Annotated in this window: 11 protein-coding genes; 6 read left to right on the forward strand and 5 right to left on the reverse strand. The window is 63.4% G+C overall.

The genetic code is table 11. From position 1 onward, the window contains the following. Positions 1 to 18 precede the first annotated feature (18 nt). On the reverse strand, positions 19 to 1,467 hold the full coding sequence (locus BLS51_RS11820) for a peptidylprolyl isomerase (protein ID WP_090183458.1): 1,449 nt from the start codon (positions 1,465 to 1,467) through the stop codon (positions 19 to 21). A gap of 105 nt (positions 1,468 to 1,572) precedes the next feature. Further along, positions 1,573 to 3,819 (reverse strand): LPS-assembly protein LptD, encoded by a 2,247-nt coding sequence (locus tag BLS51_RS11825; protein WP_229207530.1) that lies wholly within the window; start codon positions 3,817 to 3,819, stop codon positions 1,573 to 1,575. A 108-nt stretch (positions 3,820 to 3,927) separates the two neighbouring features. Here BLS51_RS11825 and BLS51_RS11830 point away from each other — a divergent pair, with 108 nt between their 5' ends. From BLS51_RS11830 to BLS51_RS11850, 5 genes are all read left to right on the forward strand, one after another. Next, positions 3,928 to 4,971 carry an aminoglycoside phosphotransferase family protein gene (locus tag BLS51_RS11830; RefSeq protein WP_090182452.1) on the forward strand — a complete coding sequence of 348 codons (1,044 nt, stop codon included), beginning with the start codon at positions 3,928 to 3,930 and terminating at the stop codon, positions 4,969 to 4,971. A gap of 10 nt (positions 4,972 to 4,981) precedes the next feature. Beyond that, positions 4,982 to 5,716, forward strand: coding sequence for an N-acetylmuramate alpha-1-phosphate uridylyltransferase MurU (murU, locus tag BLS51_RS11835; protein WP_090182449.1), 735 nt, complete (start codon positions 4,982 to 4,984; stop codon positions 5,714 to 5,716). After that, on the forward strand, positions 5,629 to 7,053 hold the full coding sequence (pepP, locus tag BLS51_RS11840) for a Xaa-Pro aminopeptidase (protein WP_090182447.1): 1,425 nt from the start codon (positions 5,629 to 5,631) through the stop codon (positions 7,051 to 7,053). The genes murU and pepP overlap by 88 nt, the downstream gene beginning before the upstream one ends. A gap of 86 nt (positions 7,054 to 7,139) precedes the next feature. Next, a complete protein-coding gene (locus tag BLS51_RS11845; RefSeq protein WP_090183456.1) occupies positions 7,140 to 8,288 on the forward strand; it encodes a UbiH/UbiF/VisC/COQ6 family ubiquinone biosynthesis hydroxylase in 1,149 nt (382 codons plus the stop codon). Between the two features lie 3 nt (positions 8,289 to 8,291). Then, complete coding sequence (locus tag BLS51_RS11850; protein WP_090182446.1) at positions 8,292 to 9,209, forward strand: J domain-containing protein; 918 nt, start codon at positions 8,292 to 8,294, stop codon at positions 9,207 to 9,209. Here BLS51_RS11850 and BLS51_RS11855 read toward each other — a convergent pair. The 3 genes from BLS51_RS11855 to BLS51_RS11865 are packed head-to-tail and all read right to left on the reverse strand — an operon-like array spanning position 9,178 to position 12,081. Then, positions 9,178 to 10,656, reverse strand: coding sequence for an NAD(P)(+) transhydrogenase (Re/Si-specific) subunit beta (locus BLS51_RS11855; RefSeq protein ID WP_090182444.1), 1,479 nt, complete (start codon positions 10,654 to 10,656; stop codon positions 9,178 to 9,180). The two genes, BLS51_RS11850 and BLS51_RS11855, sit on opposite strands and share 32 nt — an antisense overlap. Continuing rightward, positions 10,653 to 10,958, reverse strand: coding sequence for an NAD(P) transhydrogenase subunit alpha part 2 (locus tag BLS51_RS11860; RefSeq protein ID WP_090182441.1), 306 nt, complete (start codon positions 10,956 to 10,958; stop codon positions 10,653 to 10,655). Before BLS51_RS11860 ends, BLS51_RS11855 begins: the two co-directional genes overlap by 4 nt. 10 nt (positions 10,959 to 10,968) lie before the next feature. After that, a complete protein-coding gene (locus BLS51_RS11865) occupies positions 10,969 to 12,081 on the reverse strand; it encodes a Re/Si-specific NAD(P)(+) transhydrogenase subunit alpha (RefSeq protein ID WP_090182438.1) in 1,113 nt (370 codons plus the stop codon). A gap of 175 nt (positions 12,082 to 12,256) precedes the next feature. On the opposite strand from BLS51_RS11865, the gene BLS51_RS11870 reads away from it, so the two are divergent. Further along, the gene (locus tag BLS51_RS11870; RefSeq protein ID WP_090182436.1) at positions 12,257 to 12,754 is read left to right on the forward strand and encodes an NUDIX hydrolase; all 498 of its coding nucleotides are present in this window, start codon (positions 12,257 to 12,259) and stop codon (positions 12,752 to 12,754) included. The last annotated feature ends 2 nt before the right edge of the window (positions 12,755 to 12,756 follow it).

A 12,756-nucleotide genomic window follows, 5' to 3' on the forward strand; every position in this document is an offset into this window, starting at 1 on the left:
GCGTGCTCCCCTTTCTGCTTACTTGTTGGCGTTGGCGTTGGCCGCCTTGTCGTCGTCGTTGCGGTACTCGACATAAGCACGGTCGCGCACTTCGCGCTGCCAGCTTTCCGCTGCTTCTTCCAGCTTGCGGTCACGCAGCGCCTGGCGGGCGTTGTTGCGCTCGCGTTCCTTCGACACATCGTCGCTCTTGCGCTCCAACACTTCGATCAGGTGGACGCCAAAGCTGGTTTCCACCGGCTGGCTGACTTCACCGATCTTCAGCGCGTTCATCGCCGCTTCGAATTCCGGCATGGTGTCGCCAGGATACAGCCAGCCCAGGTCGCCGCCCTTGGAGGCCGAGCCATCATTGGACACCAGCCGCGCCAGGTCTTCGAACTTGGCGGCGTTGTTGTCCAGGCGCTCTTTCAGCTCCATCAGCTTGCGCTTGGCGTCGGCCGCGCTCATGGTCGGCGTGACCTTGATCAGGATGTGGCGGGCATGGGTCTGCTGCACGGCGGCCACGGCTTGCGCCTCGGCCATGCTGCGGCGGTCCACCGCCTTCAGGATGTGGAAGGCGCCGGTGCTCTTGATGATCGGCGTCACCTGGCCCGGGCTCAGCTTGCCCAGTGCTTCGGCAAACACCGGCGGCAGGCGCTCAGGCTGGCGCCAGCCGACCGCGCCGCCTTGCAGCGCATCGCTGGCGTCCGAATAGGTGGCAGCCATCTTGGCGAAGTCGGCGCCGGTGCGCAGCTGGCGCATCACTTCCTCGGCACGCGCGCGGCGCTGGGCGATCACCTCGGCCGAGGCGTTGTCCGGGATGCGTATCATGATTTGCGAGATATTGATCTCGAACTGCTCGGCGGCGGCAGCCTTCTCGGCAGCGATGAAGCTGTCCACCTCGGCGTCGGAAATCTGGATCTTGGCGTCCACCTCATGCTCGCGCAGACGCTGCATGATGATTTCCTCGCGGATTTCTTCGCGGAAGGAAGCGTATGGCGTGCCGTCTTTTTCCATCTGGTCGCGCAATTGCTGGACGTTCATCTTCTGCGCTTCGGCGATGCGCTGGATCGAGCGGTCCAGCTGCAGGTCATCCACGCGCACGCCCATTTCCTTGGCCAGTTGCAGCTGCGAGCGCTCGACGATCATGCGCTCCAGCAGTTGGCGGCGCAGGTCCGCCGGGGCCGGCATCTGCACGCTCTGCGCCTTCATGCGGGCAGTCACGCTCTTGATGCGGTTGGCCAGCTCGCGCTGGGTGATGACTTCGTCATTGACCACTACCACGATCGAGTCGATTTCCACGTTGCCAGACGAGCCAGGCGGCAGGAAGCCGGCGCCGTCCTTCTTGGCGGCGGGCGCGGCGGCAGCGGCCGCTGCGGTGGCGGCTGGCGCGGCGGCCGGGGCTGGCGCCGGCGCGTCTTTCTTCTTCGACGAGAACAGGCTACAACCGCTGAGCGCGGCCGTGCACAACAGGACTGCGAGGACTTTCATCTGGTACTTACTGGCATTACGCATGGTAGAAGAACGCTCAAAGGTGTAAAAAAGTCAAAAAGCGCCACGGCAAAAACTGCGCGGCGGACGCCAAGTGTACATGGGTTAGCGGGCATAGCCCTCATTCAGACGCTGATAGCCCGGAATACTGTTCTTCATCGCCTCCAGCGGGCTGCCGACGCCCAGGTGCGACAGGCCGTTCAGTTCCAGCTGGAAGAAGATCTGGGTCGAGGCCTTGGTCGAGGTGGTCACGAAGCGCTGCGCGCCGGTGCGGAACACCCAGCAGTCGGCGTTGTATTCGAGGCCCAGCAGGCTTTCCAGGATCTTCTTGTCCTGCATCGAATAGCTGACGCGGCCAACGCCATACCAGCGCTGGAAGATCGGCCACTGGCTTGACAGCTCGACGTTCTTGAAGCTGTTGCGCAGGTAGCGGTAGCCAACGTTCAGCACCTTCTTGGCGCCGGGGATCCACTGCACCGTGTAGCTTTGCGAGATCACACTGCTCTGCGCCTGGTTGTACTGCACCGCGCTGTCAAAGGCCCAGGTTTCCGAAATGCGGCCGGTCGCCGCCAGCAGGATGTCGGAACGCGAATCGACTACCGGCGTGCTGGAATTCAGCTGCACCTGCTGGTCGCGGAAATAGAAGCGCTGGCCGAACGCCAGGCGCAGCATCTCGGCGCCATTGGCGTCGAGGAAGCGCGAGGTCAGCGCGGCGGTCAGCTGGTTGGCGTCGCCGATACGGTCCGAGCCGACGAAGCGGTTTTCGCTGAAGATCTGGCTGAAGTTGAACGTCGCCGCGTCGGTGTCGAAGGTCGGGAAGCGGTTCTGGTCGCGGTACGGCGTGTTGACGTAGAACAGGCGCGGTTCCAGCGTCTGCGTCATCTGCTTGCCGCGCCAGCTGACGTCGCGCTCGAACACCAGGCCGGAATCCAGCGAGAAGGTCGGTATCGCCCGCGACAGATTTTCCGAACCCTGCGTGCCAATCGCGTCCAGGCTGTAGCTGGCGGCGTTGACCATCAGCTTGGGCGTGATGAAGTAGCTTGGCCCGATGATCGGGTAGCTGACCTGCGGTATCGCCAGCAGGCGGGTGCCGTTGATCAGCGTCGGGTGATAGAAGCGGGTCAGCTCGGAATCGAAGGCCCAGTCGAAGCCACCAGCCACGTCGTACTGCGCGGCGTGGAAGTTCACCGCCGGCAGGCGGTCATAAGGACGGGTGACGGTCAACGACGGGTCGCTCACCGATTCCGGGTCTTGCAGCACCTGGTACTTTTGCACCCGCGCGGTCAGCGTCCAGAAGCTGCCGACGTAGTCGGTGCGCAGCTCGCGCAGCAGCTGGCGCTCGGTCGAGCTGGTCACGGACTTGGAAAAATCATTCGGATAGTTGTTGTCCGACGCGGCGCGGAAGCTCCAGCTGTAAGCCCATTCCGGGGTGATGTCCTGCGCGTGGGTCGAGCGCACCATCCAGCGGTCGCTCTTCTTGTCCGGGTTGGCCTCGGCGTAGGCGCGGTCACGCGGCATGAACTCCAGATAAGTCTCGCCCTTGTACAGGCCGCCGTCGGTCTCGCCCAGGTAGCGGCCCAGCGCGCCGACCTGCAGGCCACGGTTGCCGATCAGCTTGGGGTACAGCGTCAAATCGCGGTTCGGTGCGATATTGAAGTAATACGGCACCACCAGCTCGGGACCGTTCTTCGAACCGAAGCCCGGCGTCGGCGACAGCCAGCCGGAACGGCGCGCGCCGGACAGCGAGAACGACATGGCCGGCGTACCGATGATCGGCACATCCTTGAAATAGATCAGCGTCTTGCCGGCGGTGCCGAGATCGCGGCCGGAATCCAGGTTCAGCGTTTCCGAGCGCAGATACCAGTCCGGCGTCAGGCTCTGGCAGGTGCTGTAGGTGCCGTTGACCACCTGCGCCTCATCCTCATTGATGAAGTTGATGCGCTCGGCCTTGCCCTGCGCCTGGTTGGTTTCCAGCTTGTAGGTCGGGTTCAACATATAACCCTTGCCCGTGTCCATGTTCAGCTTCAGCTCATCGCCAGTGTAATAGTCGCCAAAGCGCCAGATTTTCACATTGCCCTCGGCCTCGACCTCGTTCTCGACCTGGCGGTAGCAGGCGCTATCCGACTTGACCTTGGTCTTGTCCTTGACGATTTCGGCATCACGCTCCAGCACCACCTCGCGCTCGGGGCGGCCGCTGATATCCTCGGCCTTGACGACAGTGGGAGCATTCTGGTCTTCCACGCGCGGCGCGCGTTGCTGCTTGTGCGCCGTTTGCGCATAGGCGTGGGAAGGCAACGCCGATACAGTAAAGATAGCGGACAGGGCATACGCCAAGCGCTGCAGTTTGGGCATGCGTGTCATGAAAAGAAGTGGCCAAGCACCATGAAAGGCGATTTTTTAATTTGAATCCCTTATTATATGGGAATCTTCACCTGACGCCGGTTTCCTCGGCATGCTTCGATGTCTTTATTACAGAATTTAACTTCCGATACACGCCTGCAACTGCTGGTAACGTGGCTGCGCGGCCTGAACGTGGTCAATGTGGACAGTATTCGTCCCGCTTCGGCCGACGCCAGCTTCCGCCGCTACTTCCGCCTGGACGTGTTGCCTGAACAGCAAGCCGCGCTGGGCCAGACCCTGATCGCCATGGACGCGCCGCCCGAGCGTGAAAACGTGCTGGGCTTCGTCAAGGTTGACGAAATGCTCACGCATGCCGGCGTCACCGTGCCGCGCATCATCGCCACCGACTACGAGGCCGGCCTGATGCTGCTGTCCGACCTGGGCAACACCACCTACCTGTCGGCGCTGAACCACGACAACGCCTCGACCATGTACGCCGAGGCGCTGGAAGCGCTGGTCAAGTTCCAGGTCACCAGCCGCCCGGACGTGCTGCCGGAATACGACCGCGCCTTCCTGCTGCGCGAAATGAATCTGTTCCCCGAGTGGTATATCGGCAAGCACCTGAACGCCACGCTGACGGACAAACAGGCAGCCGAGCTGCAAGCCGTGTTTGACGCCATCCTGGCCAACGTCACCGCGCAGGCCCAGGTGTTCGTGCACCGCGATTTCCATTCGCGCAACCTGATGGTGGTCGACGCCAACAATCCGGGCGTGCTGGACTTCCAGGACGCGCTGTACGGCCCGATGACCTACGACCTGGCCTCGCTGCTGCGCGACGCCTATGTGCAGTGGGACGAAGAGCTGGTGCTTGACTGGGCGATCCGCTACTGGCAGCACGCCAAGTCGCTGGGCCTGCCGGTCAACAAGGACATCGATGCCTTCTACAAGGACTTCGAGTACATGAGCCTGCAACGCCACCTGAAGATCCTCGGCCTGTTCTGCCGCCTGAACTACCGCGACGGCAAGTCGCAGTACCTGGACGATCTGCCGACCGTGATGGAATACGTGCGCAAGACCGCCGGCCGCTACAAGGATCTGAAGCCGCTGATCAAGCTGCTGGACCTGCTGGAAGACACCAAGCCGCAAGTCGGCTACACCTTCTGAGGCGCGCCGCATGAAAGCGATGATTTTCGCCGCCGGCCGCGGCGAGCGCATGCGTCCACTGACCGACACCACGCCCAAGCCGCTGCTGAAAGTGCGCGGCAGGCCACTGATCGTCTGGCATATCCTGAATCTGGTGAAGGCCGGCATCACCGAAATCGTCATCAATCACGCCCACCTGGGCGAGCAGATTGAAGCGACGCTGGGCGATGGCAGCCAGTTCGGCGCCAGGCTGCGGTACTCGCACGAAGAGAAGGCGCTGGAAACCGCCGGCGGCATCGCCCAGGCGCGCCACCTGCTGGGCGATGAACCGTTCGTCGCCATCTCCGGCGACATCTACGTGCCCTACTTCGACTTCGAGCAGGTCAAGGACGTATTGCACGACAAGGATATGTGGGGCAATCCCTATCCAGCCGACAAGCGCGACATCTGCTGGCTGTACATGGTGCCGAATCCCGACTGGCATCCGGACGGCGATTTCGGCATGACCATGTACTCGCTGACCAATGACGGCTCGCCGAAATGGACCTTCGGGAATATCGGCGTCTATCGCATGGAGATGTTCGAACGCATTGCCGCCGGCGACTATGCCAAGCTTGGTCCGCTGATCCGCGAATACGCCGACAGGAAGCAGGTCGGCGGCGAAGTGTATGAAGGCGAATGGCACAACGTCGGCACCGTTCAGCAGCTCGACCTGCTGAACGCACCGCTGGCCGCGCTGGCGCCCGCCGGCAAGGGCGTGCAGTGACGCCGGCCGTCGCCACGCACGACATCCAGCGCCATGCGGCGCGACGCGCGCGCCTGCTGGCGCAGATGCCTCCGGGCGCGGTGGCAGTGCTGCCGACCGCGCCGGAAGTCACGCGCAACGCCGACAGCGAATACCTGTATCGCCACGACAGCTACTTCTACTACCTGAGCGGCTTCACCGAGCCGGATGCGGCCGTTGTATTAATCGCCGCCACCGGCGAAGCGCCGGCGCGCTCCATTCTGTTCTGCCGCGAGAAGAATGTGGAGCGCGAAATCTGGGAAGGCTTCCGCTACGGGCCCGACGCCGCCCGTGCAGCCTTCGGCTTCGACGAAGCCTACGCCATCGACACGCTGGACGGAGAGATGGCGAAGCTGCTGTCGAACGCGCCAGCGCTCTATTACGCACTGGGCAGCGCACTGGATGCGCGCGTGGCCGGCTGGCTGTCCGCCGTGCGCGCCAAATCGCGCAGCGGCGTCACGCCGCCCGCCAGCGCGGTCGACCTGCTGCCGCTGCTGGACGACATGCGCCTGCTGAAGGACGAACACGAACAAGCGATCATGCAGCGCGCTGCCGACATCTCGGCCCAAGCCCACATCCGCGCCATGCGCGCTGCCCGCGCCGGCGTGTACGAATACGAACTGGAGGCGGAACTGCTGTACGAATTCCGCCGTAACGGCGCACAAGCGCCAGCCTACAACTCCATCGTCGCCGCTGGCGCGAATGCCTGCGTGCTGCACTACAGCGCCAACAATGCGCAATCGTCGGACGGCGACCTGGTGCTGATCGACGCTGGCTGCGAGCTGGATGGCTATGCCTCCGACATCACCCGCACCTTCCCGGTCAACGGCAAGTTCAGCGCGCCGCAAAAGCGCCTGTATGAACTGGTGCTGGCCGCGCAAGCCGCCGCTTTTGAAGCCATCGCCCCCGGCCTGCCCTACGCCGGCGCACACGAAGCGGCGGTGCGGGTGCTGGCGCAAGGCATGCTGGACCTGGGCCTGCTGCAAGGCACACTGGACGAGGTCATCGCCGACAAGCGCTACACGCAGTTCTACATGCACGGCACCGGCCACTGGCTGGGCATGGACGTGCATGACGTCGGCCTGTACCGCGATGTAACACAGGCCGACAAGCCCTCGCGCACGCTGCAGGCGGGCATGGTGGTGACGGTGGAGCCGGGCATCTACGTGCGTCCGGCCGAAGGCGTGCCGCAAGAATACTGGAACATCGGCATCCGCATCGAAGACGACGTGCTGGTAACTGCCGACGGCCACACCATCCTGAGCGCCGCCGCGCCCAAGACCGTGGACGAAATCGAACAACTGATGCAGCAACCATGACGAATACCACCCACAACGCCACCGTCTCCGCCGCCAGTGCCAGCACGAACGCAGCCGGCGCACAGACGATCGACGCCGAGGGCGCCATGCAGGCCGGCGTGGCGCTGCACTACGACATCGCCATCTGCGGCGCCGGCCCCGCCGGCATGGCGCTGGCGGCATTGCTGGTCAAACGCGGCGTGGCGGCCAGCCGCATCGCGCTGATCGACGCCAAAACGCTGGCCCAGGCCAGCAACGATCCGCGTTCGCTGGCGCTGTCCTGGGGTAGCCGGCAAATTCTCGAAGAGATCAGCGCCTGGCCGGCGGCGGCCACCGCCATCGAGCAGATCCACGTTTCTCGCCGGGGCCAATTTGGCCGCAGCCTGATCGACCGCAAGGACTACGACCTGCCGGCGCTGGGCTACGTTACCCGCTACGGCAACATCGTCACCGCCTTGGGCGCTGTATGCGAACAGGCCGGCATCGCCTCGCTGCGTCCCGCCCGCGTGATCGCGCTGGATGAAGAAAGCGACGCCGTCACGCTGACCATCGACGCCGCCGGCGCAGCACAAACCGTGCGCGCCGCCATCGTGGTGCAAGCCGAAGGTGGCCTGTTCAACGAACAGCAGGTGCGCAGCACCAACCGCGACTACCAGCAGACCGCCATCATCGCGCAGGTGCGCAGCAGCACGCCGCCACCGCACCGCGCCTACGAACGCTTCACCGGGCAAGGCCCGCTGGCGCTGCTGCCGCAGGATGACGAATACTCGCTGGTATGGTGCGTACGTCCGGAAACCGCCGCCGGCCTGCTGGCACTCGACGACGCCGGCTTCCTGGCAGCACTGGGACTAGCCTTCGGCGAACGCGTAGGCAGCTTCACGCACGCTTCGCCGCGCCTCGGCTTCCCGCTGGGCCTCAACGCAGCCGCCCACAGCACCGCACGCACGGTCGCCATCGGCAACGCCGCGCAGACGCTGCACCCGGTGGCCGGACAAGGCCTGAACCTCGGCCTGCGCGACGTCACCGTACTGGCGCGCCTGCTGGCGCAAGGCGCCACGCCGGACAAGCTGGCGCAATACAGCGCCCTCCGTCAGCGCGACCGCAGCACCACCGTGCGCATCACCGACACCATGGCCCGCATCTTCGCCAACGACACGCCCGCCCAGCACCTGCTCGGCCTCTCGCTGGCCGCCATCGACATGGTCGGTCCTGCACGCGGCCTGCTGGCAGAACTGATGATGTACGGCCGCCGCTAAGGGATGCAGGACGCCTTCGATCGCCTTGGCCTGTCGCCAGAAGCAGACGCACGCGAAATCCGCAAAGCCTACGCCCGCGAACTGAAAAAGATCGACCAGCAAAACGACCCCGACGGCTTCCAGACGCTGCGCACCGCCTACGAAGCGGCACTCGCCGGCGAGGGAGGCAGCGACCTGGGCGCAGCAGCGACCTTCCCCTTCTTCACGCTGACACCTGTCGCACCAAAAAGCGAACCGGCGCCCAGGGAAAATGCCAACACCGCCTGGGAGCTTTTCCAGTATGTGATTTCACGCAAAGCAAACGCAAACGCCGCGACATGGGAAGCCACACTCCTTGCCACGCTGGAGGAAGAAACGCTTGTCAGCGTGGAGAGCCGCATCTGGTTTGAAGGCATGGTCGTGGAAGCCCTGGCGCATGGCTGGCAGCGCGGCCATGAACACTTGTTCACCGCCGCCGACCGCGTGTTCTCATGGGATCGCAAACGCCAGAATCTGGCGCAGTTCCAGCATGCCGGTCAGATGTTGAAGGCGGCATTGTCTCAGCAAGACATACTGCGCGGTCTGCCGGCGCGGGAAAGTGAACCGCTCCGGCTGGCGATCCAAAGGCTGCGCAATCCGCGCCCGCTGACACCGGACGAACTCGATTATCTGCGCGCGCCCCTGCACCGTTTGAAACACATCGCGCCAACGCTGACAGCAATGCTGACCGACGGCGTGGCATTCCAGCACGCGCTGGAAGCGTGCGATCAGGAGGCGACGCCACCAAGCTCACCAACGCCGCCGCGCCAGCGCTCCATCGCACGCATTGCCTTGCTGATTATCGCTGCATGGATTGTGTTCGTCCTCGCCATCGGACATTATTCGCCACACAAGCGACAACCAGTACCGCCTACTCAACCGCCTTCACCATATCCTCAATGACCTTCTTGGCGTCGCCGAAGACCATCATGGTGTTGGCCTGGTAGAACAGCTCATTGTCCAGGCCCGCGTAGCCGGAGGCCATCGAGCGCTTGTTGACGATGATGCTCTTGGCCTTGTAAGCCTCCAGGATCGGCATGCCGGCGATCGGCGATTTTGGATCCTTGGCGGCAGGGTTGACCACGTCATTGGCGCCGAGAACCAGCACCACGTCGGTCTGGCCGAATTCGCCGTTGATGTCTTCCATCTCGAACACCTGGTCGTACGGCACTTCAGCTTCCGCCAGCAGCACGTTCATATGGCCCGGCATGCGGCCGGCGACCGGATGGATCGCGTACTTCACCGTCACGCCCTTGTGCGTCAGCTTCTCCACCAGCTCCTTCAGCGAGTGCTGCGCACGCGCCACCGCCAGGCCGTAGCCCGGCACGATGATGACGCTTTCCGCGTTCGCCATGATGAAGGAGGCGTCATCCGCCGAGCCGGATTTGACCGGGCGCTGCTCCTTCGCGCCGCCGGCGCCAGCTTCCGCCGGCGCACCACCAAAGCCGCCCAGGATCACGTTGAAGAACGAACGGTTCATCGCCTTGCACATGATGTACGACAGGATTGCGCCCGACGATCCTACCAGCGAGCCGGCGATAATCAGCATCGAGTTATTCAGCGAGAAGCCAATGCCCGCCGCCGCCCAGCCGGAGTAGGAGTTCAGCATCGACACCACCACCGGCATGTCGGCACCGCCGATCGGGATGATGATCAGCACGCCCAGCACGAACGCAATCGCGGTCATGATGAGGAACGGCGTCCACGCCGGCTCCGTGCCGCCGGCCGCCACAAACACCAGGCCCAGGCCGACCATCACAATCGCCAGGATCAGGTTCAGCAAGTGCTGGCCAGGGAAGCTGACCGGCGCGCCCTGGAACAAACGGAACTTGTATTTTCCCGACAGCTTGCCAAACGCGATCACCGAACCGGAGAAGGTAATCGCGCCAACAAAGGTGCCGATGAACAGCTCGATGCGGTTCCCGGTCGGCAGCGCCTCGCCCACCGCCGCGATACCAAACGCATGCGGCTCCGACACCGCCGCCACCGCGATGCACACTGCCGCCAGGCCGATCAGCGAATGCATTGCCGCCACCAGCTCCGGCATCTTGGTCATCTCGACTTTCTTGGCCAGCACCGCGCCGATGCCGCCGCCAACAATCACGCCCACCGCCACCAGCCCAAGGCCCATGCCACCACCAGTGCCAGCGGCCGCTGCGGCCGCCGCTTCCGACTGCAACTTGAGGATCAGCGCAATGGTCGTGATAAACGCGATGGCCATGCCGGTCATGCCAAATGCATTGCCGGCGCGTGCCGTCGATGGCGACGACAGGCCTTTCAGCGCCTGGATAAAGCACACCGATGCGATCAGATACATCATCGTCACCAGGTTCATGGAGATGAAGTTCATTGCTTATCTCCCTGTTTGGTTTTTTTCTTGAACATCTCCAGCATGCGCTGTGTGACCAGGAAGCCACCGAACACATTGACGGCGGCCAGCGCCACCGCGACCGTGCCGGCAATCTGCCCGACCAGGCCCTCGGTCAGCGCTGCCGCCAGCATGGCGCCGACAATGATGATGGCCGATACCGCATTGGTCACGGCCATCAGCGGCGTATGCAGCGCCGGCGTCACGGTCCAGACCACGTGGTAGCCGACGTAGATCGCCAGGACAAAAATAATCAGGTTGATGATGGTGTGGCTGATTTCCATGTCGGTCTCCTTATTTGCGCAGCAGTTCGCCGCCGGCGCACAGCAGCGTGGCCTTGATGATCTCGTCCTCGCGATCAATCACCAACTTGTCGTCCTTGTCGATGATCAGCTTGAGGAAATCCAGCACATTGCGCGCATACAGCGCCGACGCGTCGGCCGCCACAAGCGTCGCCAGGTCCGGCTCGCCGACAATATGCACGCCATGCTTGACCACGGTTTTATTCAGTTCCGACAGCGGGCAGTTGCCGCCCTGCGACACCGCCAGATCGACAATCACCGAGCCCGGCTTCATCGCCTTCACCGTCTCCTCGGAAATCAGCACCGGCGCCGGGCGGCCCGGGATCAGCGCGGTGGTGATGATGATGTCGGCCAGCTTGGCGCGTTCGTGCACCAGTTCCGCCTGGCGGCGCATCCAGTCGGCCGGCATTGGCCGCGCGTAGCCGCCCGTGCCCTGGGCGATCTCTTTTTCCTCGTCGGTCAGGTAAGGCACGTCGATGAACTTGGCGCCCAGCGATTCCACCTGCTCCTTTACCGGCGGCCGCACATCGGACGCCTCGATCACCGCACCCAGGCGCTTGGCGGTGGCGATCGCCTGCAGGCCGGCCACGCCGACGCCCATGATCAGCACCCGTGCCGCCTTCACCGTGCCGGCCGCCGTCATCAGCATCGGCATGAAGCGCTGGTAGGTGTTGGCCGCCACCATCACCGCCTTGTAGCCGGCGATGTTGGCCTGCGACGACAACACGTCCATCGACTGCGCGCGCGTGATGCGCGGCACCGCCTCCAGCGCGAAGGCTTGCAGGCCGGCGCTCGCCATGGCGGCATTGTTGTCCGCATCAAACGGATTGAGCATGCCGATCACCACCGTGCCCGGCTTGATCTGCGCCCGCTCCTCTGGATTCGGGGCGCGTACCTTGAGGATCACGTCAGCCGACCAGACCTCGCCGGCAGGCACGATCTGTGCACCAGCCGCAACATAGGCTTCATCGGTGACGGAGGCGGCAGCGCCGGCGCCGGACTGCACCAGGATCTGATGCTTGGCCGCCAACTTTTTAACGGTCTCCGGCGTGGCTGCTACCCGGGTCTCCCCCGGCCTGGTCTCGGCCGGTACGCTTATTCTCATGGTGCCTCCAGAGGATTAATAAACTGACTACAATTTATCACGCTTTTTAGGCCGTGAAACGCCAGTTTCATCATTTCAAGTATTACTATTTGTCATTAATTACCCTGTAAATTTGTTCCAGCGCAAACCAAAAGGCTGGAACAAGCTAAAATATCGGCTCTTTCAAGGATGACTCATGCCGCGTATCTGGAAACCCTCTGTTACTGTTGCCGCCATCGTCGAAAAAGATGGCAAATTCTTGCTGATCGAAGAAGAAACCAGCGATGGCATCCGCATCAACCAGCCTGCCGGCCATCTCGACCCGTATGAATCGTTGCAGCAGGCCGTCATCCGCGAAACGCTGGAGGAAACCGCTTACGACTTCACGCCGACCGCGCTGGTCGGCATGTATATGTCGCGCTACACCTCCAACCGCACCGGCGAGGAAGTGACGTATCTGCGTTTTACTTTCTGCGGCTATCCGGGCGAAAAGCATGACCGTCCACTGGACGAAGGCATCCTGCGCACCATGTGGCTGACGCGCGACGAACTGGCCGCCTGCGCCGACCGTCACCGCAGCCCCACCGTGCTGCAATGCGTGGACGAATACCTTGCGGGCCTGCGGGCGCCGCTGGAACTGATACAAACACACGCTTCCGTCTATCGGGAAGCGGTTAGCACTGCGAATGGATAAGT

This window comes from Duganella sp. OV510 (assembly GCF_900100205.1).
Classification (GTDB): Bacteria; Pseudomonadota; Gammaproteobacteria; order Burkholderiales; family Burkholderiaceae_D; genus Rugamonas.